Origin of the sequence: Vibrio sp. 11-4(1) (genome assembly GCF_013048625.1) — a bacterium.
GTDB lineage: Bacteria > Pseudomonadota > Gammaproteobacteria > Enterobacterales > Vibrionaceae > Vibrio > Vibrio diabolicus.
Window position 1 is genome coordinate 188,350 of sequence record NZ_VHSY01000003.1, and the last position, 26,807, is coordinate 215,156.

Genomic DNA, 26,807 nt, shown 5'->3' on the forward strand with positions numbered 1-26,807 from the left:
TACAGTTCAAGTGTATATTATTCGTAATATTGTTACTGAGAATATTCTTATGAGTAGATTTGTACTCTCCGCAGACTTACACCTAGGACATGATAATATATTGAAATATCGTTCAGGATTCGATTCTCCTGAAGAGCACCATAATATTCTATTTGATAACCTTGCATCATTTGTACAACGTCGTGACACGTTAATCCTGCTAGGAGATATTGCAACGACCCCGTTTTGGCTAGAGAGGGTTGCAAGTATTCAATGTACGAAGAAAGTACTCGTACTTGGCAATCATTGTACAAACATGAAGATCAGCGGCAAGATGCTCGCAGATGGCTTCGATGAGATTCACTCGATGCTATCTAAACGAAATACCTGGTTTACACACTGCCCTATACATCCTCAGGAATTACATGGAAAGATCAATGTTCACGGACATTTACATGACAGTATCATTCTAGATGATGCAGGCAAACCAGATCCCCGCTATATCAATGTATCAGTAGATCAGACTCAATTTAGACCAGTCTTATTCGGTGACGTCGTTAGTCAAATCACTCGCTAAGTGGCTCTTGCCAACACTCTTTTGATAAACGAGACAAAACCGTATAGCAAAAAAGGCTCACTGGTAATGGAAACGCTAACTGCATATATGAACAACGAGCTTGTCGGGACTCTAGCAAAGTATCCAGACAACAGACTCAGCTTTAAATATGATTCTTCCTGGCTGAACAATGACAACGCTCGGCCTTTATCTCTGTCTCTTAAAATGCAGAAAAACACTATATCTTCTGAAGCGGTCTTCAACTACTTTGACAATCTTCTCCCAGACTCAACTGATACAAGAAGCCGTTTAGCCGCCAGATTTAAAACCTCCACTAAACAACCTTTCGATTTGCTCACAGCAGTTGGTCGTGATGTTGTAGGTGCTCTTACTCTATTGCCACCTGATACGAAAAATGATAAGTCAGACTTGGAGTATGAAATCCTAGATGAAAAAACGCTCGAACTCATGTTGTCAGCACTACAGGCAGGAACACCACATGGAATGATTGAAAAATCCGATGATTTCCGTATAGCCATTGCTGGCGCACAAGCTAAAACTGCGTTACTGAAAGTGGATAGCCATTGGTGTTTACCAAGTGGCAATACTCCGACAACTCACATCATCAAACTCCCAATGGGAGTTCTCCAACAACCAAACTGCACGTTAGACCTAACGGATAGCGTTGAGAATGAATATCTCTGTATCGAACTCGCACGAGAGCTAGGGTTTGATGTACCTAATATTGAAATTATTCAAACTCTGAACTTCAAAGCATTGACTGTTGAACGTTTTGACCGAAAATGGACGAATGAGAAGACTCACATTCAACGTTTACCACAAGAAGATATGTGTCAGGCAGCTTCGCTGCCTGCATCAATCAAGTACGAATCTGATGGCGGTATTGGAATCTTGGAAATTATGGACTTGTTATCTGGGTCTTCAAATGCCTTTGCCGACCGATACAATTTTATGAAGTTCCAGGTGTATCAATGGGTCATTGGAGCGACTGATGGTCATGCAAAAAACTATTCGATCACAATTGAGCAATCGGGGAGCTACCGCTTAACACCTTTCTATGACATTTTGTCTGCTTACCCTTTATTAGGTAAAAAAGGGCTTAACATCAGGCAGTTAAAGCTAGCCATGGGGCTAAGAGCATCAAGGGGTAAAAAATACGAAATCCACAAGATTTACCCTCGCCATTTTCTGGCAACCGCACAGCATGTCCGCTTTGAACAAGAGATAATGCAGGAAATTCTCGACACAATGAAAACCGAGCTTCCAAAAGCTATAGAACGTTTAAATTCGAGGTTGCCAAAAGAGTTTCCAGAGCACATCTCTACTCCTATTTTCGACAATGCATTGAAAATGCTTAAAAGACTCTCCTTACAAGCATCCGAGTAGAGTACAAGCTGTATGTTAAAAGCGGCTTATCCCTTCATCATTAAACTTTTTTGGAAAAACCTATGGCATTCACATTTAAATTAGAGTCCCCTATCCATGAGTTTCAGGCATCTACAGCACATCTAGTTCCAAATGCTCAAGAGCAGAATCTAGTTGAGCAATTAATTGAGCTTGCAGCAAAAGAATATATTTCCTCATTAGAAAAAGGAAAAAATGGGGAGTTCGGCTTACTAATTCATGACAGCAACGGAGAGGAAGTAATTCATCTTGCTTATCGTAGTGATATAACTTACCTAACACAATTCGAGAAAACCAAAACTCACATTATTAAATATGCTAACGAAAAAAACATACCTACTAAGGAATTAGTTCTACCTAACGATGAGGTATTAGTTATGTGCAAAAACAATGCTGACTCTGAAGCGTGGCTCCAGTTATTAATGAATTTTTCCGTGCAGAAAGTGGCTCAGATTGAGAGATTAGATTTACACCCTACTCTGCAAGGGCAAGGTTTTTTCACTAAGTTAGTAAACCAATTACTCTGCATTGCTGATACAGAGTATGTATTAGTGACTAACATCGTCAATGACGAATGGTTTGAGTATTTAAAAGATGTAGCAGATGAAATAGTAGAAAATCGTTTTCAATGTAGTGGCCTGTTCAGCCAGAAGTAGCCCCTCCAATCGGAGAAGCTTTTTAGGATTATAGTGGCTAAGAAACTATGCGCGAGAAGATTTTCAACAATGGCTTGTATCATCAAAAAAACAACGACTCATGATGGTATAAAGCCATTAACAACATGCTGCAATCGAGTACTGTTAAACCTCAGTGAACGAAAAAGAAAGAAACTACACATATCTATTGAGAGCGTAGTTGGCACTGGTAAGTGGGTTTGTATTGACTGTATTAGGGAACTTGGATTATTAGATTACAGCCCCTATGAAGTTAAACGTAAAGCGAATACCTCATTAGTAAGGCTGTCTTTCCCGAATGAATTTAGGGCGTATTCTTATGATAAATTAACTAAAGATCTCAAAGGCGAGCTGAACTTTGGTGACTCAGAGAGGACATTGTTAGCTAAATCTGGAGAACAAGCTGTTCGACGGGCAGAAATAGAGGCTTATTTAGAAGATAAAGCACGTGTGAAAGCTGACAATAGAATAAAAGAGGCTGCTAAAAGGGTATACCAAGAGAAACTAGCTGCACTAAGTAAACCGATAAGAGTCAACATAAAACGGATACGGGACTTAGCCAAGAGAGATGAGGCAAAGAAAAATCGTGGGGAAGCATTAGCTCAAATCTGGAAGTTATCTCACTTGCATAAAACCGAAAAGTACCTTTGGCATTACTCAATCGGTGAACTTGAAAATGCGATAGCGAACCAAGAACTCTACTTATCTGGTTGCTTAATGTACTTAAAATCCTCACACGACTCTTGTTTAGAGGAAACCGTTGCACAAAAAGTTGCTGTTGATTACATCATCTATAAGGCTTCTTATGAGGACTTAAAAACAAAGTACAACTTATCCCAAAACACTATCAGGAAGCATATTGTATTAGGGTTTCTACACTATTTAGACGCTGTGTACGTTAAGCCTGAGGATATAAGACACTGGCCTTTGTTTACGAGTAAGCTCATTCATTCTTATCTAAGATCTCTAATAAATTCAACTAGTCTTGAATTTAAAGGCGATCCAGTCAAAGTTGTGCAGCCAAGCAAAGATCGACTCGCTGTTGAATGGTCAAAGAAAATGAAAGCCATCAGACAAAGAAACCTATCATCTTAATAATTAGTAGTACTGAAATGTTACTGTAGGACTCCAAGGCATACAAAGTGTAACGTCATTTCCCGAATCGCTTGCGCTAAACAATTTAAATTTGACACGTACATATGTAGGTCGTAACACATTTAGTGGCAAAGGTGTGTTTATCATGATCGGCGCAGGCACACCTTTGGACAAAAATGAGTCAGTGATTTCTCTTATTTAGTTGCCCTTGAATAACTTTTTATATCCAAAAACCTCATAGACCACCATTATCGACGGAGGTCTATTTATACAGAACTGGATCACATCAGAGAGTACATTAACTGGTATACCTATTCGCGATGTTTCAACACCATTTATGGCTTAATCCCACTTACAATTTGTTTGAACATTAATGCAGAAGATAGGTATGCAGCTGGGCTTTCTGAAAATGCCTCCCCATATTCTTTTACATCACTTCTGAATTCTTCCTCTTCTTTCTCTAGTCTTCTAATGATCCTTTCTACTGAGTTTAAGATACTTTCGATAAACATTGATGCACACTTATCAGCACTAACACAGCATATATCGGCATCAAGATCGTAATACTCCAGAACAGTAGCTGACAGTTTAAGAGTAAACTCACTACCACTATATTCACACGTCACTCGCGATACTTCAGCATTATAAAAACAACGCTCAGTAGCCCTTGTTACAACAGAGGTTACACGCTGAATACGCTTTAGATCATTTATTATGCTAGCCATTAGCCACTTCCTTCTGCTCTAAAAACTGCGATTCTTCATATTGCTCCGCAACAACATCACGAACCAAGTTAAAGTCTCCTTCAACAAACTCATTTAGAGCCTCTTCAACCTCTTCAAAAGTGAGATTAAAGAACTCTCTTCGGTGGTTGACCTTATTTACTCTTCGAGAGGCAAACTTAGAGTGAAGTTTGTTTTCCAGAGCTGGAGCATCATCAGAGGGAATTAGTGCGTGGACATCAAAAAAGAACGGAACAGACGCATCTCCCAATTCTTTAACACGGTCCATAGGCTCCAAACGCCTAGTCATGCCGATCTTATAAACGTTTTCTCCGAATGACCCCTTATTTGAAATAACGTAAACATATCCTGATCTGGTAAGTTGAGCCATGCTTAGCGCCCGCTCTTTCTCAGAGGTCGCACGTTCTAGCTTCAGTCTCAACTCTTCGATGTGAGCATTAAGTTTTTCTACTTCTTCTTGGTTGGCGGTTTGTACCTCCGCCAGAGCATTATTCAAATCCTTCTGATAGGCTTTTTCCTCTTTTTCACGAGCAGTAACAAAATTTTCTATTTCTTTTTTGACCTTAGCCTCCTCGCGTAGAGACTCTTTCATAAACCGTTGTTCTTCTATCTCCATTTCTTTCTTATACTTGTATTCGAATGCATGGCGCTGCTCTTCTAGACGCAAAAACAACAGGGTTCGATTTAACTCAACATAGCTATCATCACCACTCTTATTTACTTTTTGAAACCACTTATCTATTTTCTTTGCATTGGACGTGAAGTTACGTGCATTTGTGTTGGCGATAATATTGTCTACCTCTGCATTGAAGGCAGTTATCAGGAATTTACCGTGTCTTTTTTGTCTTGCCTTTCCTTTAGCAAGGTTGTCGTTCCAAAGGATATCTTGGAGAATATCGAATGCCTTCCCTTGCTTTATAAGTTCCTTCTGTTTGTTTTTTACTTCTTGTAGACAGACTTTAATTTCATCGCTGGTTGGACCGTCGAGAAGGTGCTCAAATGGTGTTATTGTCGAAAGAAGGTCTTGATGCTCTTTGGTTAACTCTAAATCTTTTAATTCTTCTCGAAGTTTCTCAATGCTCCCAGAAAGAACCTTTTCTCGTGTTTTACATGTCTCAATTTTTTTCTCAACATTAGCTAGTTTCTGGTCTGCGGTAGCCGTTGCTTTATCTATAATTGATTGAGCTTCAGCTTCTGCACTACTAAGGATTTTTCCGCTTTCATCTTTAGCTTCCGCAAGAATATGTTTTTTTTGCTTATGTACACCCTCGACCTCTTTAGCCAGTTCTGACTTCGCTAACTCGATGGTGTTTTCGTTCTCTTTTAATGCGATGACGCACTGTTCTTCAATCTCAATAAGGTGCTTGTTGGCTGCCTCTTTTTCTGCCTCACATTGAACTCTAATGTCATGGCAGTTTGCCCGAAGAGCAAGTAGTTCTTCTTCCAGCTTTATCAAGTCTGTAGCCTTTATGTACTCTGGAGAGGTTAAAACTCTTTGGACACCTGATAATTCTGATTTTACTCCGCCCAACTCCTTTTCAAGCGCTGCGAGCTTAGCTTGAGCCTCCATCAAAAGGGACTTTTTGACTAATCCAAACATAATATTTTCACCCTAGCCATAATAAATAATTGTTCATAATACTTTATATGCTAGATATTGATTAATATGTGATGCAATAAGAATTTATATGTATCACCTGAACTAGATATTGTTTAGGCATCGACATGGAGCTGAGTCACAAGGAGCAAAAAGGTAGAGCGGTCAGGCAATATAGAGGATTGTGATTTGCATAAACTTGCACTTGGTAAGTGCTGCTCATAATGGCAATTTTTCACGGAATTGGGAGAAAGTGCGTATCGCACCTTTGTTGTCAGTAATAAGGAAATGCACTGTGATTTCAGTGGAACTGTCCTACCTCTGAGTAATTACGTAAAAAAGAAAGGGGAAGATCGGGCTAGCACGTCCTTGGACAAAAGTGAGTCACGAACAAAAACATACTTTGATTCTTTGGATTACCTCAGCTATTACCACTATATACTCAGCAGACATGAATGTAGCCAAATTCACTTATCCTCTACATTCCCAGTAGAAAATGAGATAGAGAAACAAAAGATGAAGGCTTCGTTTCAATACTGAACGAATAATTGGCACGATCTGATTGAATGCTGTCGTCATTGGATGTCTAGTGGCGCAATTTGAGAGTCTATAATATCTCCATCAGTACGACGTTTAGCAAAGAGTAAGCACACTAATAGAGGCATTCAGCATGACAAACACAGCACTAATCACTGGCGCATCAAGCGGTATCGGTCTTGAACTGGCAAAAATTCACGCAAGCAAAGGTGGTAACTTGATACTTGTGGCTCGCTCTGAGTCCAAACTCAATAACCTTAAAACAGAACTAGAAAATCAGCATGGTATTCAGGTCACAGTCATTGCTTTAGATCTATCTCAACCTAGCTCAGCTCAAGCGCTATTTGAACAAACCGAAGCGCGTTCTCTACAAGTCGATACGCTAATTAACAACGCAGGTTTTGGTGGTCACGGCAAATTCCATGAACGTTCTCTGGTCGATGAACAAGCAATGATGCAAGTGAACATGGTTACATTGACTAATCTGACGCACCTTTATCTAAAGGGCATGGTTGAACGTAAACAAGGAAAAATCCTTAATGTGTCATCAACCGCTTCATTTATGCCAGGTCCTTTGCAGGCGGTGTATTACGCAACAAAATCATATGTCACCTCTTTCAGTCAGGCGGTCGCAGAAGAAGTTAAAGATAATGGTGTAACCGTTACAGCACTATGCCCTGGTACTGTGGCAACTGGGTTTGTAGAAGCGGGAAATTTAGAAGGCGTTGATGCGTGGAAAAATGCAAAAACACCTAGCTCCGTTGCTGAGTGTGGCTATAACGCTATGGAAAAAGGTGAGCTAGTGGCGTTTAATGAGTCTTCGTTGAAGTTTATGCTTAACTGGATTATCCCGTTTTTACCGCGCAAGCTCGTGTTAAAAATCTCACGCCAAGCAATGGAAAAGAGCACTAAATAAAGTAACGGGCTAATTTGATATAGTCGGAATCTGTAGTGTCAATAGGTTAAAGTGTTGCGATGAAAAGAGCGAGTAAGTTTGTTATATCTCCAAACTGGAAAGTGCTATTTAAAGACTTGGGAATAGAGCTTCACCACATATTAGGTTTTGCCGAACTGCCACCAAGGTTGTTTGAGCAAAACAAAGTGCAATTAACCCCGTCTCAATACTTCCAACTATGGCATGGTATAGAAGCTGCCGCTCAGGTGAAAGGCATTGATATCGCGCTAAAGTTTGCACAAGTTATGAGTTTTGAATCATTTGACGCTCCAATATTCGCCGCAATATGCAGCGCGAACCTTAATGCAGCAGTCAAACGGCTTCAGGAATATAAACCTATAATCGGGCCAATGTTACTTACCATCGAACAAACTGAGCAACATACTCGTGTTGATATCGGTTGCTACGGCTATGACGGCGAACTGCCGAGCATGCTTTCCCTTACGGAGCTAGTATTTTTCACTCAATTGACACGGCTTGCTACTCGGTCAAACGTACAGCCCGTTGAGGTTATACTGCCAGAACTGCCGAATAACCTGAATGCCTATCAAGCTTACTTTGGTTGCTCTATTCGCCAAGGCTCCAAAACAAGCATTGCGTTTCGTGCTGAAGACGCCCGAATGCCATTCCTGACTGATAATCAGATGATGCTGTCTGTTTTTGATGGTGATTTAAAACAGAGGTTGGAGGCAGTGTCCCATCGTGGTACGACTTCTGATGCAGTTTCTAAAATTTTATTAGATTTACTTCCTCAAGGTGAAAGCTCTATTGAATCTGTTGCGTCTCACATGGCAATAAGTAAGCGCACTTTACAAAGAAAACTAACTAGTGAAGGGGTTAGTTATCAAGCCGTCTTAAAGCAAGTACGGCTGCAATTAGCCGAACATTACTTGAATGAAACCGAGCTACCACTCATTGAGGTATCTTTCTTGTTGGGTTATCAAGAGCCAAACTCGTTTATTCGCGCGTACAGTTCATGGACTGGAGTGTCACCAGGACAAGTTCGTACCTAGATTGTGATTAGATTATATAATTGTTGATTACATACCTCTGGCAAGCTTTGGGGCAGAAGTGCTTCATAGTGAATTTTGCAACAGGCTGTTGCAAAATTGGGGTTGGAGTTTGTCCAGCAGCCTGTTGGACATTCGATGAAGCAGGCAATTTATTAATTGTGCAGCAGCTTGTTGCACAAATAAATCTCATGTTGGTTTCATGCGCACTAAACACGTCTTGGGGCACAGGCTTTTCAGAAGAAAAGCCTGTTTCAGCTCCTGTCAGCAGTCTGTTTTCTCAGACAACCTCAGAGCGTCTTCTAGCTCAACGCCAAGGTATCGAATTGTATTATCTAGCTTCGAATGTCCAAGTAAAATCTGTACGGCCCTGATGTTTTTCGTTCTGGCATAGATTAAAGTGGCTTTGGTGCGGCGCATGGAATGAGTGCCGTAATAGTCAGCATTCAGTCCCAGTTTTGCAGCCCAGATCCTGATAATTGAACGATAGAATGAGTAGCTGATAGGTTGCCCAAAGCGTCGGCTACTCGGAAATAGAAAACTGCTTGCCTCTAGGGATGCTGCAAAAATCCATCGGCTAATACTTTGCTGTGTTCTCGGAGTAATCTCATAATGGACATCGGTTCCAGTTTTTTGCTGGATGCACTGACCCCTTTCATAGATAACTCCTTGCGAAGAAACATCGTAAACGTGTAGCTTTAGCAAATCACTCGCTCTTAACTTGCTATCTATAGCTAGGTTCAGTAGTGCGAGCTGCATCAGATCATTTTCAATCTCCAGCCTAGTTCTGATCCGCCAGATCTCTTCAAGCTTAAATGGCCTTTTGATGCCACTGCATTTTCCAGAAGATAACTTTCTCATGATGACCTCCTCTCAGTGTTTTTGGTCAACATGAAGTTTGGCAGTCACATTTAAGTAGGGTTTAGGAAGATCTGAAACGTCGGTGGACAGTAAATGAGTTACCGAGGTTGCTAATTTAGTAATATACGAATAACTATAGGTATTGGAAAATCGCTTGGAGGGGCCATTTCCTAGTGTGACTTTATATATCATAATCGAACAGCTTTGTTAGCAGTCAGCCTAGTTGCTTAACATATGAACAACTAGACACGATAATATCTATACTTGTTGGTTCGTAGGTGGCTATCTACCTTTCACTTGAATCAACAAACAAATTAGGATTAAACCGATGCCACTCCATCCAAGCATTGGTATCGACTCGCCAACCACCACCACTGCCAAAGCTGCTGCTACAACAGGTTCAAAAAGTGTAATCAAACTTGCACTACTAGCGGTTACAAACCTTAGGCCAAATCCATAAGCAATATAACCCAACCCCATTGGAATCAACGCCATATAGCCAACTACCAGAATATTGGTTGTTGATGCAAAAAGATTATCTCCAGTAACCAAAAGTGTTGGGAGTAAAATTAACGAACCAAAACCAAAAATACTGCCTAGAGCCGATTGGGATTGGACACCCTGTTCAATCAGTGTCTTAGCAATCCACGAATAGACGGCATAACACAAACCCGCAATAAAACCCAACAAGATGCCAATCAGTCTCAAGTTATTAACTGTATGGGTTGCAGGTGACTCAGAGAAAACCAACAACATGATGCCTGCAATTCCTACAGAGAAACTTAGCAACCATTTTTTCGTAATTCTTTTGCCTTTGCTAAATAGACACTCAAGTATGGCCGCAAAAAACGGTGCTGTGGCAATAGAAATCACGGTACCAATTGCGACACCAGCCAGCCTCATCGAGGAATAAAATGCTAATGGGTAGGCAGCCAAAGCAATTGCGCTAATCGCTAATTTTCTCTTGTGAATCAGAATCTTTTTGAAATCATTTAGCAATTGTTTGCGAGATAGTGCGGCTTGAAAAAGCCCACCAACACCCATTGAAAAAGCGCCTATTGCTAGAGAGCTAATATCTGGAGCTAAACTAGCGACTGTACAACATAATTATTTCTACCGAAAAACTCATAACAAGGCAGAGATTTTAGGCGATTAATTACATCATGTTTTTGCTAAAAGGACGCAATAGTTGTTTAAATAGACGAACTCAAGAGCGCGCGAACTCCCTTGGAGACATTCCATAGTGGGCGGAAAAGCGTCGGCTAAAAGCTGAAAGGTCGCTGTATCCTACTCGCTCAGCTACCCACTGCACAGGTAAGTCAGTATGGGTTAGCAGTGCCTTAGCCTTCTCCATACGTTGCTCAGTGATGTATTTGAGTACACTCACCCCTATGTTTTCTTTGAAGAGCTTCTTGAACTGAGTTGGACTAAGATACGCAATCTTAGCAAGCGACTGAATGGTATGAGGCTCGGCTAACCGTTCACTGATCATCAACTGCACTGCTCGAATCCGTGGATCGTTAGTTTGAGACAACTCTTGCTGTCCCAGCAATAAGGTGAAGATACTTACCATAGATGCTTCAATTGCACTATCCACCTGATATTCAAGTTGCTTTTCAACAAAGTGAATAAAGCTCAACAGAGGGGGAGAGATCGAAAAAACAGCTAGTTCCTCACTGATCAAATGAGAAGGCAGTTCATCAAGATCAGCTACAATGAATCGTGCTGCTTCATCAGCATTAAATCCATGTGCTACACCTTTTGGGATCACCACGCATTCACCGACACTCACCTTACCCAAGAAACCATCCATATCAATATGAATATTACCTTGAATAGGCAGTACCAGTTGATGATAGCTATCGTGAACATGGCGACTAAAGCGCTTTGTGTAAGTGCGAATACTTAAACTAGTTTTCATATCAACAACAAGTTAGCAAAAGACAATATCAGGTATTTCCAGCAACTTTCACTCATTACAAAAATTAGGTCAAGCAGATGGTTCACGTAGCTCACAATGGGGCAGAAACTAGTTATAGTCGATGCTCAAAATCGTGCACTTCGGATAAGTTGAATTAAGTAAAACCAAGTAAACAAGTCTAACTGAAGCATGTCTATAAAGTCGGTGGCTTTCCACAGCACTTTGATATCGTTGCTCCTCTATTTATCTAACCACTCACATACCGAGTTCAGCTCGCTCCTGCACCTCGGCTTTTATGGAGAGGATCGCTCATAGAGCACAGAAAATTGCTTCTGAGATCGCACGTAAACCAGCAGCCTTTAAAGAAATAATATTTGCAATACAATAGTTTATAGCTACATTCGTCTAGAAGAGGATCACTCCTAGACCATAAAAATTTGCTTATAGAGATCGCTCGTAGACCTTAGGGGGCTGAATCAAAAGGGATTCGATGAGAATAGGACATCGTTGTTTCTCTTGACCTTTTGCTCATAAAAATGACGTCCATTAGTATAGTGAATATTACTATCCACTTTTTTTAAGAATAGCATTGTATATACTAGGTTTTTCTTATGTTTACTGTTTCGTTTTAAGAAGGATAGTAATGAAAGCTCGCATTGGAGTTATGTCAGAAGATCTCATTCGTAGGCACATGATTCGTGTGGCCGCAGGCAACATTAATCATAACAAGCATCTACCGACATTTTGGTTCACATCACTAGATGAAGTGTCAAAGTTACTGTGTAATGAAAATATCGAGCTAATGCTCCTTATGAGTAGGGAAAAGCCTGCAAATCTAGCTAAACTTGCGGACATCAGCGGTCATAATATTCGTAAACTGTCACGTACAGTCCACTTACTATCATCGAAAGGCTTTATCCAAATAGAGAAGAAAGATAATGCCTCCCGTCCCGTCGCTTTGTTTACTGACTTTGAGATTCTTCTGGGCAAAGAATTAGAGAATGAACTGCAAGAAGGTCCATTTACATAATCCCCTTCGCTCGTTGCTGCGACATACTCTGCTTGGCTTTTTCTGTACACCGAGATCGCTCGTAGACTTGATTAAGATAGCTTATACAGGTGAATAAAAATACTTCTTAGGCTCCCTGATAACCAATAAAATCATTTTAGGTCAGATAAAAAAGATATAAATCATAGCATTAAAAAAAAACACCAGTAATTTAAGGTTAATACGTCAAAATATAAACGTACTAATCAAAATACACACAAAAGTAAAAAAAACACTAAATATCATATAATTATGTACAACTAGAAGTTAGACACTAAAAGTTAGACGTCATAGCAGTACAGAACGAACTAAATTCATCAAGCGGCTTTGATTGAAGCAACTAATAAACAGAAAGCCCCAACGGGGCTTTCAAAAACAATATTTATTTAAGGTTAGCTCTTAGCGACTGAGTACTTTTAATGTCTGGAAAAGGTAACGTTTCAGCAGAAGGTACAACTGACAAAGCTGGTGGAACATACCCAATCAACTCTTTCAATTTACTGCTCCAGGTTTCAAGCCCACCTAACTTATCGTCAAAATAGTCATAGCGATCATAGTGACGTGTACTTACATCTTGTAAGGCGTGATTTTGAATACGATCTCGAACTTCCTTGCTGATTCGACATGCCCCCATCAAAGTTTTACAGGTTCGGCGCAAATCTTTAGGCACAAACTTATCGAACCCCACGGCATCGCGATAACGAGTCACTGCACGACAAATTGAGCTAGTCCTCATGGGTTCTTCTGCATCTTTGGGATTTGGAAAAACATATCGTCCACCACCAGAAAGCTCATATTGTTTCTGAAGTATTTCAAAAGCCAATCCGTTCAACGGTACGATATGATCTTTTTTGTTTTTGGAACGTTCTTTAGTGATACAGATAAACTTCTCTTCCCAATCAACATTCCACCATTCAAGCGTAATCACCTCATATGGTCGTTGCCCCCCTAGATAGATGCACAGTTGAAGTAAGTGCCTCAAATCTTGTCCGATGGGTACAAGATCATAGTTTTCACGAAGATCTTTTAGCAGACACCGTAACTCTCGCCATTCTAAGAACCTTTCACCAATGCGCTCTCCATCTTTTTGCTTAGGAATTGGTGCTACTGGATTGTATTTTATGCCAAATTTCGACTCTAAAGAGAAATAACGAGGATCGTTATCAAAGCGCATCCCATGGTTAAACGCCGCCATCACATAGCTACGTAATCGGTTGCTTTGGGTGATAGCTCCGCGCTGGATCATCTTACTAATAACGTATTTAATATCATCTGTCGTTACATCACACGCTTTGGTGTTTTTGTCTATATATGGATAGAATTCTCGTACCAGCGCATTTCGCACATCTTCATACGTTCTCTTTCCATCTATTTTCATGCGCTCCGTATAGCTATGAAATAGCTCATCAATGGTTCCTAAGCTTTTACTCTCTGCATCAATTTTTTTCTGCTCGCTCTCTTGTTGTTCAAGATGCAATTTAGGATCTTTTCCGCCGAGCAAGAGTTGTGAGAAGACCTGGGCTTTCTCGCGAGCTTCTGTAAGAGTCATACTGCCAGCACGTGTACTGAATAAACCGATTGAGATAAATTTTTCTTTCTGTTGCTGGTAGTAGCGAAACACGAACTGCTTTTTCCCACTAGTGAAAATTTTTACTCCCAAACGCCCTGTACCTCGTTGACCTGACTGATCCCAGAGATAATAGGAATTTTTACTACTGGTCGCGGATTGAATTTTAGTAACAGTTAACATTCTGATTTTCTCTTGTCTTTTTTGGCGAAGTTAACTTTCTAGGCCAATAGACATAACCTAAAAGCAGCCAAAAATGATATTGACAGATTTCCTGCCTAAGCAAAGCTAGGTCAGGTAATGGGTCAGACAAGAGAAAAGTGACATGAAAATCAATACAAACTAACGCAACAAAGACAAACAGGTAAATATTTGAATTTAATAGAAATTACCAAGTATTGCATACTCGTAAAAATGAACCTGGTAGGACTCATAATCGATTGGTCCGCAGTTCAAGTCTGCGAGGGGCCACCAAATTTCGAAAGGCGTAGCAGGTTAGTACCTACTACGCCTTTTTTGTGTCTGCTGACTTTGGGTGCAGTTGTGAGTGTAGTAATTCGTTGCTCATATCCTCAACAACTTCAAACTTATCATCTTCCTCGATTCTACCCTCTCTTTCTTTTCGCTTATTACCAAGTTTTCTATATAGTCGTAGAAACAAAATGTCTGCTCGCTATTTAAACCATTGACCCTTTTTCGACTTCTGATAGGATGGACATGTAAACGTATGGACGTCTAAAACAAAAATGGAGTTACAATGAAAAGTATTCGTCACCTAAAGAAACTAGCTTTGGTTCTCACGGCAGTAGTTGGCTTAAGCGCTTGTGGAGAAAAAGATGACTCTGTCATTAAAGTGGGAGCAACCGTAGGACCTCATGCTCAAGTAGTTGAAGCAGTAGCGAAGGAAGCAGCGAAGCAAGGCTTGAATGTAGAAGTCATCGAGTTTTCTGATTACGTGACACCCAATGCCGCGCTTAGCGATGGTAGCATCGACATTAACAGCTATCAGCACCAACCATTTTTAGACAACTTCAACAATAGCCATGACGCCAAATTAGTGTCGATTGGTCAATCCATTCTGATGCGTATGGGGCTTTATTCCAATAAGTATCGCTCACTGCAAGAGCTTCCAAACAATGCACGTATAGCACTTCCAAATGACCCTACCAACGGTGGTCGTGGTCTGTTGCTACTCGCCGATGCAGGTTTAATTGAGCTGAAACAGGGTGTTGGCCATAAAGCCGCCCTAACTGATATCACAAAAAACGCAAAGTCATTTGAATTTGTCGAGGTAGATGCCGCTCAGCTACCAAGAACATTAGATGATGTAGACGCGGCCGCGATCACAATGAACTACGTAATGTCTTCTGGTTTAGATCCGAAGAAACAAAGTATCTATCTTGAAGCAAAAGACGCACCGCTGGCCGTCATGGTCATCGCTACTCGTGAAGCAGACAAAAATAATGAAGCGTATAAAAAGTTCGTTTCTATTTATCAATCTCAAGCAATTCGTGATTATCTCGATCGTACTTTCAAAGGCACAATCGAAGCAGCTTTTTAATCAATAAAGCAGCGAATACTTTGCCCACGAATCAGATAGAAAAGAGGCTAATGTTTTCTCATAGCCTCTTCTTTTCATTACTCACTAAATCGACTCATTGTCGACTTTCAGCCTCTAACTTCATTGCCAAATAAGCTTGGTCAGCAGAAACCAATTCAGGGCGGTTAATCAACTTCCAAAGGAAGTATGGTGGGATTAAAAATACGACAAAGTAGAGAGATTCATGAAAGAATACATCGGCTATCGCTTGCTGATGCTCCCAGAGTGCCGTCAGTGCAAAGAGCTCTAACATCACACCTAAAACGCCAAAGACGACAGAGACAACAATCGCTAAACCCAATAGTTCTCTAATAAAGTGCTTGTATGCCATGATACTAATTCCTTCTAGCAGTAAGTCATACTAACTTACGCTCATAAGAAACAAGCCAGCTTGACTATTATCAAACTCCCCTCATCACAGTTAAGAACTTAGTTTTATAAAAAAGGACTTGTATATAGCGCCATCGAAGATTGACCTCTCTATCACAATACAATGACATCATTTCTCGACTTTGAGACTAGCCTTTTACATTTATCAGCAGTGTAAACAAGAGGTCATAATGAAAAAATATACCTACCCTTTACTTGCCATCTCAGGCGGTCTTTTATTGACGGGCTGTGGTAGCGACGACTCTTCATCCGATACAGAAGCAGCCACTTTTTCTCTCAGCGTTTCCGATGCGCCTGTCGACGATGCCAACAAAGTCGTCTTAGCGTTTAAAGATGTTGTCCTTGTACCATTTGACCCAGAAACTGGCGAACAAACTGGAGAACATATTCTGTTAGATGTTAGTGACAATGGAGCACTACACCAAGTTGATCTAATGGAATATCAGGGAAGTAACGCTAAAACGATCATTAGCGAGCAAGACATCGCTCCTGGTGATTATGCTATGTGTGTGTACGCTAAAGACGGCAAACAATTAAACGATACAACGCTGTCATACGTAGAGAAGACAGACGGCAACATCAAAGGCTTAGTTGTGCCTAGCCGAGGCAGTTGTTTTGGTTTTAAACCAGATACGAGCGAGCAAGGTCGCTTGAAGTTTTCGCAAAAAGGTCAGTATGTAAAAGTTCATACTGGTCATAATAGCTATGTTGTCGAGTTTGACTTACGCAAAGGTCTGGCAGATCCAACGGGCAAAGATTACATGAACATGAACTCTAATGCGGTAAGCTTAGTAAATGCATCAGAATCAGGTCATATCGGTGGTGAAGTCAGTGAAATTCAGTATCAAGCGTGTGAAGCAGACAGTGCAGCATCAAATGCAATAAATGACGTTCCTGCCGTTCACTCAGTCTATCTTTACGCAGGTTCGATGGATCGCTCAACCATGGGCGATATGGGCGCGATGGAACCACTCCAAGCGCCAATTTCAGTAGCTAACGTGAATGAATCGCAAGACGAAGAAGGTAATACAACCTACAGCTACGAGTTTGGTTACATTGGCCCAGGCACCTACAGTATTGGGTACACATGTACCGCGTATGTTGATACACCAGATAACCATGAAACATCAGAAGATGGCTTCCTGATTTATCAACATTACACACCTGTTGATGTGGTCGAAGGTGAGCATACAGAGCAAGATATTAATCCTATCCTATAGCTCTCGTCTTATCGAAAGCCGCTCACACGATGAGCGGCTTTTTGACTATTATTTTAATCCGATAAGTAATACTGAACTGTTGAGACCACTCGTACTTTCTTAATGTAAGGCGTGTTGCTATCTCGGTCATAAATCGAGAACTGCCCTTGCGTGGCACGTTTGATCTTACCCAGTGAACTCTGTGAGTCTTTGGCAAACTTTTGCGCCACTTCTCGGGCGTTTTTGGTCGCCTCTTCAATCATGTCTGGCTTTACATCATTCAGCTTAGTAAAGCTGTACTCAATGCGGTTCGCGTACGGGTCCTGATTCAGCAGTACGCCTTGTTTTCCTAGCTCACCAATCTCATTAATTGCCGCTCGAACCACATCGACACTTTGACTATAAACCGTAACGGTCCGCGAGGCTAAATAACGAAACTCGATATCTTGCTCACTCCCGTATTGCTGTGCTTTTCGGTCAATGACAGCAGGAGAAGAAAGGGAAACGCTCGTTTCAGGGAGCCCTTTGGCACTTAAGAAATCCAGAATCAAACGCGTTTGCTGATCGATGTCATCAAACATAGCCCCCATATCATTACTCGCTAAGGTGAACTGAATTGGCCAGATCACTGTATCGGCAGAGTACTCTCGTTCAGACAATCCCTTCACCGTTACCACTCGCTCATAGGCTTTGTATTTGACTGCCGTTTGCTGAATAAAAAAGCCCAATACTCCTAAACCAATTATCAGACACAGCCCGAGCCATATTGACGCTCTATTGGAAATCTTCTCCATTCATCCTCCTAATTTCGCCAAAAGTAACAATTCGTCGTATCGATAACATAGCTCAACTATGGCCAGAAAATGGCGACCTAAAGCCAAGTTTTTGTCATATCGTTCGAAATGGTAAATAGAATAAATTACAATTGAACGGTGTTTTATTGTGAGTTTTAAGATTATGTTGAAAATAAAATGGCTGGTAGTTCTGAGCGGATTATTTGTCTCAACGGCTTGTTTGAGTACTGACGACTTAGTAATGGATGACAACTCAACACAAGAACCCCAAGCGGGTATGTGCGATGAAGATCAATGCGAAGGGAAACGCTTTGATGGTCGCATTCTGCTAGACAATGAGCCGACCAAACAGGTCTTGAGCTCACTAGAAAGTCTCGGTGAAACGCTCAACTCTCTGAGTATCCTGATGTTTGCTGGCGACAAAACGTAACGCTAATACGTCCCTATCCCCTCGCCTTTGGTCAACAAAGCTTCACCAGTTTGTCACCAAAGGCTCATGGATTTGCCTCTGAACTGTCATCTGTAATTTCTACTATCCGATCAGCCACTTGTACGCTGAGGTAAATATGGATAGTTCGACCCCTTTTCGTCTCCCTCGTAAAACGCCGTTTGGCATTGGTGAAAACGTTGCAGAATGGGCAACAGGTTTAAGTCAGCTCGATAAATTCTACGCCCAACGCCCCGTGAATGCGGATACCAAAACTTTCTTGCGATTTACGCTGGATATTTTGGGGATCGACTATCGCATTGCCCATGGTTCGCTCGACGCAGTGCCAAAGCAAGGCGCAACCGTCATTGTGGCGAATCACCCTCTCGGTTGTGTTGAAGGCGTGATTCTCGCCGAGCTACTATTGATGATACGAGACGATATCCAAATTTTAGCGAATCAGTACCTAAAAACCGTACCAGAGCTCGACCAACTTTTTATTGGTGTCGACGTATTCGAAGGCAAAGACGCCGTCAAATCGAATATGAAGGCCCTCAGAGCAGCCAACAAACACCTTGCGAATGGCGGCTTGTTATTGGTTTTCCCTGCGGGTGAAGTGTCGCAGTTAGTGGATGCCAAACAACAGCGTTTAGAAGACAAAGAATGGAGCCGCAGTGTCAGTGCGTTAATTCGTAAGAACAAAGCCGCCACTGTTCCCGTCTTCATTCGTGGGCAGAACTCAAAACGCTTCTACATGGCAGGTAAAATCCACCCTCTTTTACGCACCTTGATGTTGGGAAGAGAGCTGCTCAACAAGAGCGCAAAAACCATTGAATTGTCCTTTGGGCAAGCAATCAAGTTTAAAGAACTCAATAACCTCAACGATGATCAGATCGTCAATTATCTGAGGCTTAACACCTACCTGCTTAACCGCGATGTAAGTGCCACTCAGCAAACGGTCTCAGACAATGATCTCTTACCTATTGCAGCAGGGTTACCCATAAGCCAATTGCTTGAAGATCTGCACAGCTTACCGACAGAAACCCAATTGCTTCAAAGTGGCGAGTTCGACGTATATTGCGCCAGCGCGCAGCAGATCCCATCTCTCCTGCATGAAATTGGCCGCTTGCGAGAACATAATTTCCGTCAAGTTGGCGAAGGGACCGGACAAGCGATAGACATCGATCATTTCGATCATGATTACCTGCACCTATTTGTATGGGATCGTGAGAACCAATGCATGGTAGGTGCTTACCGTCTTGGATTAGTTGATCAATTATTGGCGAAATATGGCGTAGAAGGATTGTATTCGCGCACCTTATTCAACTATGACCAAGGCTTTCTCGATCAAATGGGTAAATCCATTGAGATGGGGCGCTCTGTGATTGCGCAGCAATATCAAAAGAGCATGAGCGCGCTACTATTGCTGTGGAAAGGCATCGCAACCTTCGTGCATCGAAATCCCGAATACACGCACTTATTTGGCCCAGTGAGCATCAGCAACGATTACAGCCATACCGCGCGTCAGTTGCTGGCACAATCGATGACCCTACACCACTACGACAACAACTGCGCCGAATACGTCACTCCATCAAACCCACTGCCAGAAACCAACTTAAACTGGAATACCAGCATGCTAACCGCATTGGGAGATTTACAGTTGCTATCTCGCGTGATCGCTCGGATTGACGAAGGCAAAGGCGTTCCGGTATTACTGCGCCAATATTTGAGTTTGAATGGTAAGTTGGTGTGTTTTAACGTCGATCCGGCGTTTAACAACGCACTGGATGGATTGATTATGGTGGATCTACGCGATGTGCCTGAGAAAACGCTTGCACGTTACATGGGCAGTGGAAACGCGCGCGAGTATTTAGCTCTGAACCATTAACCGTCGTCGGAGGTATCGCGCTGCTCAAAATCGCTCTAAACAACACAACGCGAGCAGCGTGATGCGTTATTTACCCATAAGACATTAAAAACAAAGTGTTTAGTTAAACTCATCGCAAAAAGGCCAGTCATCTCAAGCTTTAATCCACAAAACGCCAACATCGCACAAACGTTCACGTTATAAACTTTCACAAAACCTCAAAATGGTCATAGATCACATTTTTAATCAAACCTGACGTCAAACAAAATGTGATATTGATCATCTCGAGCATTTAATTTGAATTGGAAAAGAAATTAAAGGTGATCTTAATCACAATGAATTTTGATTTTATATTTGTCAGAAGATCGAATTGATCACTAATATTTTTATTGACAGATTTGAAAGTCATTTTTTGTTATTAAGTTACATATCAATTAATTGATCATCATCACTTAAAAAATGCTTTTCATCCGAAGAAATGCGGGGGTTGATCACGAAAAACCCGTCGTCAGTTCCAATTGGAAAATGTGTGGTAAATTGATTGGGTACTAAGCAATCAAACAAGCGGTTTTGGCGAACCGTTTACTACAACAAGATTCATCAGAACATCGAACGGGGAATTGTTATGATATCACCAGATGCCAAGATCAAGATACAAAATTTTGGTCGTTTTCTGTCAAACATGGTAATGCCTAACATCGGCGCGTTTATCGCGTGGGGCTTTATCACTGCTCTATTTATCCCAACCGGATGGCTACCAAATGAGACGTTAGCTTCCATGGTTGGTCCTATGATCACTTACTTGCTGCCACTACTGATCGGTTACACCGGTGGTAAATTAGTGGGCGGCGATCGCGGCGCGGTCGTTGGTGCAATCACTACCATGGGTGTGATTGTCGGTACCGACATCCCAATGTTTATGGGTGCAATGATGGTCGGCCCAATGGGCGGCTGGGCTATCAAAAAATTCGATAACTACATCGACGGTAAAGTAAAAAGTGGCTTCGAGATGTTGGTGAACAACTTCTCTGCTGGCATCATCGGTATGCTGTGCGCCATTTTGGCTTTCTTCCTTATCGGTCCATTTGTCAAAGTGCTTTCAGGCGCATTGGCAGCAGGCGTAAACTTCCTTGTTTCAGCGCACCTTCTGCCACTGACTTCTATTTTTGTTGAGCCAGCGAAGATCCTATTCCTAAACAACGCGATCAACCACGGCATCTTCTCTCCACTGGGTATTCAGCAAGCGTCAGAGACTGGTCAATCGATCTTCTTCCTAATCGAAGCAAACCCAGGTCCTGGTCTAGGTATCCTGTTAGCTTACATGGTGTTTGGTAAAGGTACGGCTCGTCAAACGGCAGGTGGTGCATCAATCATCCACTTCTTCGGCGGTATCCACGAGATTTACTTCCCATACATCCTAATGAACCCTCGCCTAATCCTTGCGGCTATCGCAGGTGGTATGACGGGCGTATTCGTTCTCACTATGTTTAACGCAGGTATCGTTTCTCCAGCCTCTCCAGGTTCCATCTTCGCCATCTTGTTGATGACTCAAAAAGGCTCAATTGTTGGTGTACTAGCGTCTATCGCAGCAGCAACAGGTGTGTCATTCGCCGTAGCAGCACTGCTAATGAAGACACAAACGTCAACAGAAGAAGACGGTGATGAAGCAGCACTAGAAAAAGCAACATCACAAATGAAAGACATGAAATCTGCATCTAAAAACGATGCGGTGGTAAACAGCCAAAGCAAAGGTGACGTAGACCTAGCGACAGTACAAAGCATTATTGTCGCTTGTGATGCGGGCATGGGCTCTAGCGCAATGGGCGCGAGCATGCTACGCAAAAAGGTTCAGGACGCAGGTCTGAACATCCACGTAACCAACCTTGCCATTAACAGCTTACCAGAGAGTGCAGATATCGTGATTACTCATAAAGACTTAACGGATCGTGCACGTAAACATGCTCCAAACGCACACCACATTTCATTGACGAACTTCCTAGACAGCGAAATGTATAACCAGCTAGTCACCAAGTTACTGGCAGCACAAAACCAATCCGCAGCCAATGACGACCAAATGGTGAAAGTGTCAGTCATGGCGGCGAACGACGACTGCTTTGAGCCACAGCAGCCATCGGTATTCCAAATCCAGCGTGAGAACATTCACCTAGGTTTGAAAGCAGCCAACAAAGAAGAAGCCATTCGCTTTGCAGGCAACAAATTGGTTGAACTTGGCTACGCAGAACCAGAATACGTAGACGCGATGTTTGAGCGTGAAGCGTTGGTTCCAACTTACCTTGGCGAGTCTATCGCAGTACCTCACGGTACCGTGGAAGCGAAAGACCGCGTGAAGAAAACTGGCATTGTAATTTGCCAATACCCATCGGGTATCCAATTTACTGAAGATGACGACGATGTCGCGAAACTGGTTATCGGCATTGCCGCTAAGAACGATGAGCACATCCAGGTGATCACCACCATTACGAACGCGCTCGATGAGCCGGAAGCAATTGAGAAGCTAACCAGCACCAACGATGTAGAAGAAATTCTTAACATCCTTGGCGGTCAACAAGCGGCTTAATTACTCCTTTAATTTGCTCCTGAGGCAAATGAGGTCAGCTGTCACCCCCTATGCGGTTGGCCTCACCCTAGTTTCGTAAGTCAACATTTTCAGATATTGGTAGGTAAGCATTATGAAAAACGCAGTTCATTTTGGTGCAGGTAACATCGGTCGTGGTTTCATCGGTAAACTCTTAGCAGACGCAGAAGTCGAGGTCACTTTCGCTGACGTTGATGCGCCGTTGGTAGACCAGCTCAGCCACAAACAAGAATACAAAGTGAAAGTCGTGGGCACCGAGTGCCAAATCGATACTGTTGCCCACGTCACAGCCGTAAACTCAGCCAGTGATGACGTGATTGATCGCATCGTCAAAACCGATTTAGTTACCACAGCGGTCGGTCCAAACGTATTAGATATCATCGCGAAAACCATCGCGAAAGGCATCGCCAAACGTTTTGAAGCTGGCAATGACGCGCCACTTAACATCATCGCCTGTGAAAATATGGTGCGTGGTACCACACACCTAAAAGGTGAGGTGTACAAACACTTGGATGAATCACTGCACGCAAAAGCAGACGAGTTGGTTGGCTTTGTTGATTCAGCGGTAGACCGCATCGTGCCACCAGCAGAAGCCGCCAACGATGATCCACTAGAAGTCACGGTAGAAAGCTTTAGTGAATGGATTGTGGATGAGCAACAGTTTAAGGGCGATATCCCAAACATTGCAGGCATGGAAAAAACCAACAACCTAATGGCATTCGTAGAGCGTAAGCTGTTCACCCTAAACACAGGTCACTGCATTACCGCTTATTTAGGTTGTTTGAAAGGGCACCGTACCATTCGTGAAGCAATTGAAGACCCAAGCATTCATGCTGAAGTAAAACAAGCAATGCACGAAAGCGGAGAAGTACTGATCAAGCGCTACGGTTTTGATCGCGACATGCACAACGCTTACATCGAAAAGATTTTAGGTCGCTTTGCCAACCCATATTTAGTGGATGAAGTGGATCGCGTTGGACGACAACCAATTCGTAAATTGGGTGCAAATGATAGATTAGTGAAGCCATTACTCGGTACAATCGAGTATGGCACTGAAAATCAAACACTTTTGAAAGGGATCGCGGCGGCTTTGAAATACACCAACGACACCGATCCGCAAGCGGTTGAGCTACAGACCTCATTAAAAGAGGTTGGCGTGACAAAAACGCTAGCAAAATACACCGGTCTGGCTGAAGACAGTGTTGAAGTGGCTCAAATAGAAGCGATTTACCACCAGCTTTAATCGAATCAAGGGGAGCTCTGCTCCCCATAAATATAATTTTAAACAGTTACTCAGTATATGGCAGATAACATCAACGAAACCGAGATCATTGAACGATTAAACAGCGCGCCATCGGTACGAGGCTTTTTTATTGCAGCAGTCGATGTGTTCAACGATTCCATCGACGGGCTAATACAAAGGATCTTTCGTAAAGATAACTTCGCCGTGCAATCGGTTGTTGGTCCCCTACTGCAAGACTCCGGACCGCTGGGCGATCTCTCCGTTCGTTTGAAACTCCTATTTGGCTTAGGCGTCCTCCCAGACGATATTTATCATGATATTGAAGACATCATTAAGCTTAAAAACCGACTCAATAGCGATGCATCCGACTACGAGTTCACTGATCCAAATATTCTAGAGCCAATCAAAAAGCTGCACCTGGTAAAGAAAATGGGCATGGTGCAATTAGAAGTCAACGAACCTGATGACGACATCGACCTTGAGTTTTATCAACTCCAACTTCAACGCCAGCAACAAATAATAAAATCAGGTCTCTCGCTCGCCATTGTCGAGATCTGTAACGAACTGGGCAAAGACAGCCCTTTTTAACCCAACCTCCGGCAAGGAACGCCTTCTCTACTAGCCTCTTTTCTTTGCGTATCCTTTCTGTATGACGTGCGTGAAAGCCATCACAGTCCATATTCGTATGTCTCTGTAATATCAGACCAATCTATCGCTGGTATTGAAACGGTATGGCATGATTTCAATCGAAGACACTAAAACCAAATGGGCGTTTTTCCAGAAACACCATTGGGTATCTCCAGAATTTTCCCGCACTCCCGTACTTGAGTCGTGGGAGCGTTGCATAAAGCAATGCAGCCCTTATACCTGGTCAAAACCACATATTGCCTCTGGCTTTACCTTCTCATCTCTGATGAAACGCAACGAGCACCTCATCGAATGCGCCACGACCGTACTTGAAGATACGTACGATATGCTTGGTGACGAAGACCTGGTATTGATGGTAACCGATGGCAACGGCTGCATTCTCTCCACCGTCGGGCACGACTCTATGCGACAAGAGATGCAAGCGCTCGGCATAAAACAAGGCTGTTTTCTCTCCGAAGGAAAGATAGGCACAAATGCAGTCAATCTCTGTATCAACACTCATATCCCGTGTGAAGTTTTTGCTGCCGAACATTTCAATCGCCACTTGCACTCTTATGCCTCTGTAGCGGCGCCTGTTTTCGACCAATTTGGCAAATTACGCGGTACAACATGCCTTTTCAGAAAAGCGGAAAGCTATAAGAAAGAAGACTTAGTCATCATCGCGTCGAGCGCGAAAGAAGTCAGCTTGCAAATCCACATTCAGTCGGAACAAGAAAACATGAACCGCCTCACTTGTGCGCATAACGCAACGTTAGAGTGCATGGATGACGGCCTTCTGGCCTGGGATGAAGAAAGCCGTATAACCATGGTAAATCACCAGTCCGAGCGTTTGTTAAACATTGAAGCCAGTCAGGTCTTGGATAAAGAAGTCTTTTCTGTTTTGCGCTTCCCACCGAATGTCCTTACTAGTATTGAGTCAGGTGCGAGCATAAACCGTAAACTCACAACGGTAGAGGTTCGTGGCGAGTTTGTTGAAGCGATCATCACCTTGCGTCCACTCAACGACGGCACACACTTATTGTTCTTGCACCCTATCGATAAAATTCGCGAACTTGCTCAACAACAAATAGGTGGCAGTGCGCGCTATACGTTCAGCACTTTGCCCGTCATTTCACGAAAAATGAAGCATGTCATTACCGTGGCAAAACGGGCCATAAAGTCAAAATCACCGATTCTAATTACAGGTGAAGAAGGCGTAGGAAAAGCCACTCTCGCCATGGCGATTCATAACGAAAGCGCCTACAAAGAAGGACCATTCATTACGCTCAACTGCCGCTCCATCAATACAGAGCAACTGGTCAAAGAAACCTTGGGATACGACGAAGGGCAAGGCATGCCTTCAAAGTTTGAGCTCGCCCATGGCGGTACGCTCTTTTTAGAAAAGGGGGAATATCTGTCGCCCGATTTACAAGCCGTGCTACTTAAGTTGTTAAAAACTGGGCTCGTCAGCCGCAGCGACAGTTTGCGATTGATCCCCGTAGATTTTCAACTTATTACCAGCACCGCTTCAGAGATCAGCGAGTATGTCACTCAGCGCTCATTTGGTCGGCAACTTTATTATGAAATCTCCTCGAACGAGCTGCATATTCCACCACTACGAAAGCGTAAAGAAGACATTGAATTTCTCGTCCAGCAACTTATCAGCCATTATGAACGCCGCCACAATGTGACGATCTCGATAGAGCCAGTCGCACTGGAAGCGTTGATGAATTTTCGTTGGTCAGGCAACAACTCTGAATTAAGAAATCGAACTGAGCGAATTTTGCTTAACCGCAGTTCCAACTTAATCAAGCTGAACGATATTCCTGAAGACATTAAACTGAATTCTCGCCATACCGCAGAAAATACGCCAGTAATCACGTTAGAAGAAGCCGAGAGAAGAGCGATTGTTCAGGCTTGGAATCAGTGTGATGGCAAAATGCATGATATGGCGAAAGCATTGCAAATTGGCCGCACAACCTTATGGAGAAAAATTAATAAGTTTGGGCTGCAGGAGCAAATGAAGCTGTATTAAGCCGTGAAGTGGCGTTCCTATAACAAAAGTAAAACCGGCGTAAGCACGCCGGTACAGATGT

At 42.6% G+C, this 26,807-nt stretch carries 22 protein-coding genes and 1 pseudogene; 15 read left to right on the forward strand and 8 right to left on the reverse strand.

The features are described 5' to 3' along the window. Positions 1 to 49 precede the first annotated feature (49 nt). The 4 genes from FKN16_RS07200 (at position 50) to FKN16_RS07215 (ending at position 3,729) form a co-directional block, all read left to right on the forward strand. Positions 50 to 556, forward strand: coding sequence for a hypothetical protein (locus tag FKN16_RS07200; protein WP_170902373.1), 507 nt, complete (start codon positions 50 to 52; stop codon positions 554 to 556). A gap of 66 nt (positions 557 to 622) precedes the next feature. Then, positions 623 to 1,942, forward strand: a complete 1,320-nt coding sequence (locus tag FKN16_RS07205; RefSeq protein WP_170902374.1) for a type II toxin-antitoxin system HipA family toxin — start codon at positions 623 to 625, stop codon at positions 1,940 to 1,942. A gap of 62 nt (positions 1,943 to 2,004) precedes the next feature. Further along, positions 2,005 to 2,616 carry a hypothetical protein gene (locus tag FKN16_RS07210; protein ID WP_170902375.1) on the forward strand — a complete coding sequence of 204 codons (612 nt, stop codon included), beginning with the start codon at positions 2,005 to 2,007 and terminating at the stop codon, positions 2,614 to 2,616. Positions 2,617 to 2,649: 33 nt separating this feature from the next. Further along, positions 2,650 to 3,729, forward strand: coding sequence for a hypothetical protein (locus FKN16_RS07215; protein ID WP_170902376.1), 1,080 nt, complete (start codon positions 2,650 to 2,652; stop codon positions 3,727 to 3,729). A 335-nt stretch (positions 3,730 to 4,064) separates the two neighbouring features. Here FKN16_RS07215 and FKN16_RS07220 read toward each other — a convergent pair whose 3' ends face one another. After that, positions 4,065 to 4,454, reverse strand: a complete 390-nt coding sequence (locus FKN16_RS07220; protein WP_170902377.1) for a hypothetical protein — start codon at positions 4,452 to 4,454, stop codon at positions 4,065 to 4,067. Then, positions 4,447 to 6,072, reverse strand: a complete 1,626-nt coding sequence (locus tag FKN16_RS07225; protein WP_170902378.1) for a DUF4041 domain-containing protein — start codon at positions 6,070 to 6,072, stop codon at positions 4,447 to 4,449. Before FKN16_RS07225 ends, FKN16_RS07220 begins: the two co-directional genes overlap by 8 nt. A gap of 667 nt (positions 6,073 to 6,739) precedes the next feature. Between FKN16_RS07225 and FKN16_RS07230 the strand changes: the two genes are divergently transcribed. Together FKN16_RS07230 and FKN16_RS07235 are read left to right on the forward strand one after the other, a co-directional pair. Beyond that, positions 6,740 to 7,522 carry an SDR family oxidoreductase gene (locus FKN16_RS07230; protein ID WP_170902379.1) on the forward strand — a complete coding sequence of 261 codons (783 nt, stop codon included), beginning with the start codon at positions 6,740 to 6,742 and terminating at the stop codon, positions 7,520 to 7,522. 59 nt (positions 7,523 to 7,581) lie between these two features. Continuing rightward, entirely contained in the window at positions 7,582 to 8,574 is a 993-nt protein-coding gene (locus FKN16_RS07235; protein ID WP_170902380.1) for an AraC family transcriptional regulator, read from the forward strand. A gap of 261 nt (positions 8,575 to 8,835) precedes the next feature. On the opposite strand, the gene FKN16_RS07240 is transcribed toward FKN16_RS07235, so the two are convergent. The 3 genes and pseudogenes from FKN16_RS07240 to FKN16_RS07250 form a co-directional block, all read right to left on the reverse strand. Continuing rightward, positions 8,836 to 9,432: a tyrosine-type recombinase/integrase gene (locus FKN16_RS07240; protein WP_170902381.1), complete on the reverse strand. Its 597-nt coding sequence runs from the start codon at positions 9,430 to 9,432 to the stop codon at positions 8,836 to 8,838. 282 nt (positions 9,433 to 9,714) lie between these two features. Then, positions 9,715 to 10,530 (reverse strand): annotated as a pseudogene (locus FKN16_RS07245) (EamA family transporter); the annotation flags it as partial. Positions 10,531 to 10,639: 109 nt separating this feature from the next. After that, positions 10,640 to 11,353, reverse strand: coding sequence for an AraC family transcriptional regulator (locus FKN16_RS07250; RefSeq protein ID WP_006071385.1), 714 nt, complete (start codon positions 11,351 to 11,353; stop codon positions 10,640 to 10,642). Between the two features lie 643 nt (positions 11,354 to 11,996). Here FKN16_RS07250 and FKN16_RS07255 point away from each other — a divergent pair. Continuing rightward, positions 11,997 to 12,383 (forward strand): transcriptional regulator, encoded by a 387-nt coding sequence (locus tag FKN16_RS07255; RefSeq protein WP_170902383.1) that lies wholly within the window; start codon positions 11,997 to 11,999, stop codon positions 12,381 to 12,383. Positions 12,384 to 12,783: 400 nt separating this feature from the next. Here the strand turns inward: FKN16_RS07255 and FKN16_RS07260 are convergent, their stop codons facing one another. Further along, positions 12,784 to 14,151 (reverse strand): site-specific integrase, encoded by a 1,368-nt coding sequence (locus FKN16_RS07260; RefSeq protein WP_170902384.1) that lies wholly within the window; start codon positions 14,149 to 14,151, stop codon positions 12,784 to 12,786. A 574-nt stretch (positions 14,152 to 14,725) separates the two neighbouring features. On the opposite strand from FKN16_RS07260, the gene FKN16_RS07265 reads away from it, so the two are divergent. After that, the gene (locus FKN16_RS07265; protein WP_170902385.1) at positions 14,726 to 15,529 is read left to right on the forward strand and encodes a MetQ/NlpA family ABC transporter substrate-binding protein; all 804 of its coding nucleotides are present in this window, start codon (positions 14,726 to 14,728) and stop codon (positions 15,527 to 15,529) included. A gap of 94 nt (positions 15,530 to 15,623) precedes the next feature. Here the strand turns inward: FKN16_RS07265 and FKN16_RS07270 are convergent, their stop codons facing one another. Then, positions 15,624 to 15,899 (reverse strand): hypothetical protein, encoded by a 276-nt coding sequence (locus FKN16_RS07270; protein WP_012841145.1) that lies wholly within the window; start codon positions 15,897 to 15,899, stop codon positions 15,624 to 15,626. 229 nt (positions 15,900 to 16,128) lie between these two features. Here FKN16_RS07270 and FKN16_RS07275 point away from each other — a divergent pair, with 229 nt between their 5' ends. Beyond that, the gene (locus FKN16_RS07275; protein WP_170902386.1) at positions 16,129 to 17,178 is read left to right on the forward strand and encodes a DUF4382 domain-containing protein; all 1,050 of its coding nucleotides are present in this window, start codon (positions 16,129 to 16,131) and stop codon (positions 17,176 to 17,178) included. A 53-nt stretch (positions 17,179 to 17,231) separates the two neighbouring features. Here FKN16_RS07275 and FKN16_RS07280 read toward each other — a convergent pair whose 3' ends face one another. Then, positions 17,232 to 17,951 (reverse strand): SIMPL domain-containing protein, encoded by a 720-nt coding sequence (locus FKN16_RS07280; RefSeq protein WP_006742751.1) that lies wholly within the window; start codon positions 17,949 to 17,951, stop codon positions 17,232 to 17,234. Between the two features lie 163 nt (positions 17,952 to 18,114). On the opposite strand from FKN16_RS07280, the gene FKN16_RS07285 reads away from it, so the two are divergent. The 6 genes from FKN16_RS07285 (at position 18,115) to dhaR (ending at position 26,746) form a co-directional block, all read left to right on the forward strand. Next, positions 18,115 to 18,381 carry a hypothetical protein gene (locus tag FKN16_RS07285; protein WP_041852999.1) on the forward strand — a complete coding sequence of 89 codons (267 nt, stop codon included), beginning with the start codon at positions 18,115 to 18,117 and terminating at the stop codon, positions 18,379 to 18,381. A 136-nt stretch (positions 18,382 to 18,517) separates the two neighbouring features. After that, on the forward strand, positions 18,518 to 20,266 hold the full coding sequence (locus FKN16_RS07290) for a GNAT family N-acyltransferase (RefSeq protein ID WP_170902387.1): 1,749 nt from the start codon (positions 18,518 to 18,520) through the stop codon (positions 20,264 to 20,266). A 604-nt stretch (positions 20,267 to 20,870) separates the two neighbouring features. Continuing rightward, a complete protein-coding gene (locus FKN16_RS07295) occupies positions 20,871 to 22,823 on the forward strand; it encodes a PTS mannitol transporter subunit IICBA (RefSeq protein ID WP_006742749.1) in 1,953 nt (650 codons plus the stop codon). Positions 22,824 to 22,935: 112 nt separating this feature from the next. After that, the gene (locus tag FKN16_RS07300) at positions 22,936 to 24,084 is read left to right on the forward strand and encodes a mannitol-1-phosphate 5-dehydrogenase (RefSeq protein WP_170902388.1); all 1,149 of its coding nucleotides are present in this window, start codon (positions 22,936 to 22,938) and stop codon (positions 24,082 to 24,084) included. A 57-nt stretch (positions 24,085 to 24,141) separates the two neighbouring features. Next, positions 24,142 to 24,672, forward strand: coding sequence for an MltR family transcriptional regulator (locus FKN16_RS07305; protein WP_012841150.1), 531 nt, complete (start codon positions 24,142 to 24,144; stop codon positions 24,670 to 24,672). A 148-nt stretch (positions 24,673 to 24,820) separates the two neighbouring features. Continuing rightward, positions 24,821 to 26,746, forward strand: a complete 1,926-nt coding sequence (dhaR, locus tag FKN16_RS07310; protein ID WP_170902389.1) for a dihydroxyacetone kinase operon transcriptional regulator DhaR — start codon at positions 24,821 to 24,823, stop codon at positions 26,744 to 26,746. Positions 26,747 to 26,807: the final 61 nt, after the last annotated feature.

Bases quoted from the DNA above. Each gene is read 5' to 3' on its own strand.
- FKN16_RS07250 (WP_006071385.1), bottom strand. From the start codon at position 11,353: ATGAAAACTAGTTTAAGTATTCGCACTTACACAAAGCGCTTTAGTCGC.
- FKN16_RS07290 (WP_170902387.1), top strand. From the start codon at position 18,518: ATGGATAGTTCGACCCCTTTTCGTCTCCCTCGTAAAACGCCGTTTGGC.
- FKN16_RS07265 (WP_170902385.1), top strand. From the start codon at position 14,726: ATGAAAAGTATTCGTCACCTAAAGAAACTAGCTTTGGTTCTCACGGCA.
- FKN16_RS07200 (WP_170902373.1), top strand. From the start codon at position 50: ATGAGTAGATTTGTACTCTCCGCAGACTTACACCTAGGACATGATAAT.
- FKN16_RS07235 (WP_170902380.1), top strand. From the start codon at position 7,582: ATGAAAAGAGCGAGTAAGTTTGTTATATCTCCAAACTGGAAAGTGCTA.
- FKN16_RS07205 (WP_170902374.1), top strand. From the start codon at position 623: ATGGAAACGCTAACTGCATATATGAACAACGAGCTTGTCGGGACTCTA.
- FKN16_RS07295 (WP_006742749.1), top strand. From the start codon at position 20,871: ATGATATCACCAGATGCCAAGATCAAGATACAAAATTTTGGTCGTTTT.
- FKN16_RS07280 (WP_006742751.1), bottom strand. From the start codon at position 17,951: ATGGAGAAGATTTCCAATAGAGCGTCAATATGGCTCGGGCTGTGTCTG.
- FKN16_RS07305 (WP_012841150.1), top strand. From the start codon at position 24,142: ATGGCAGATAACATCAACGAAACCGAGATCATTGAACGATTAAACAGC.
- FKN16_RS07285 (WP_041852999.1), top strand. From the start codon at position 18,115: ATGTTGAAAATAAAATGGCTGGTAGTTCTGAGCGGATTATTTGTCTCA.
- FKN16_RS07220 (WP_170902377.1), bottom strand. From the start codon at position 4,454: ATGGCTAGCATAATAAATGATCTAAAGCGTATTCAGCGTGTAACCTCT.
- FKN16_RS07225 (WP_170902378.1), bottom strand. From the start codon at position 6,072: ATGTTTGGATTAGTCAAAAAGTCCCTTTTGATGGAGGCTCAAGCTAAG.
- FKN16_RS07260 (WP_170902384.1), bottom strand. From the start codon at position 14,151: ATGTTAACTGTTACTAAAATTCAATCCGCGACCAGTAGTAAAAATTCC.
- FKN16_RS07300 (WP_170902388.1), top strand. From the start codon at position 22,936: ATGAAAAACGCAGTTCATTTTGGTGCAGGTAACATCGGTCGTGGTTTC.
- FKN16_RS07275 (WP_170902386.1), top strand. From the start codon at position 16,129: ATGAAAAAATATACCTACCCTTTACTTGCCATCTCAGGCGGTCTTTTA.
- FKN16_RS07210 (WP_170902375.1), top strand. From the start codon at position 2,005: ATGGCATTCACATTTAAATTAGAGTCCCCTATCCATGAGTTTCAGGCA.
- dhaR (WP_170902389.1), top strand. From the start codon at position 24,821: ATGATTTCAATCGAAGACACTAAAACCAAATGGGCGTTTTTCCAGAAA.
- FKN16_RS07240 (WP_170902381.1), bottom strand. From the start codon at position 9,432: ATGAGAAAGTTATCTTCTGGAAAATGCAGTGGCATCAAAAGGCCATTT.
- FKN16_RS07230 (WP_170902379.1), top strand. From the start codon at position 6,740: ATGACAAACACAGCACTAATCACTGGCGCATCAAGCGGTATCGGTCTT.
- FKN16_RS07255 (WP_170902383.1), top strand. From the start codon at position 11,997: ATGAAAGCTCGCATTGGAGTTATGTCAGAAGATCTCATTCGTAGGCAC.
- FKN16_RS07270 (WP_012841145.1), bottom strand. From the start codon at position 15,899: ATGGCATACAAGCACTTTATTAGAGAACTATTGGGTTTAGCGATTGTT.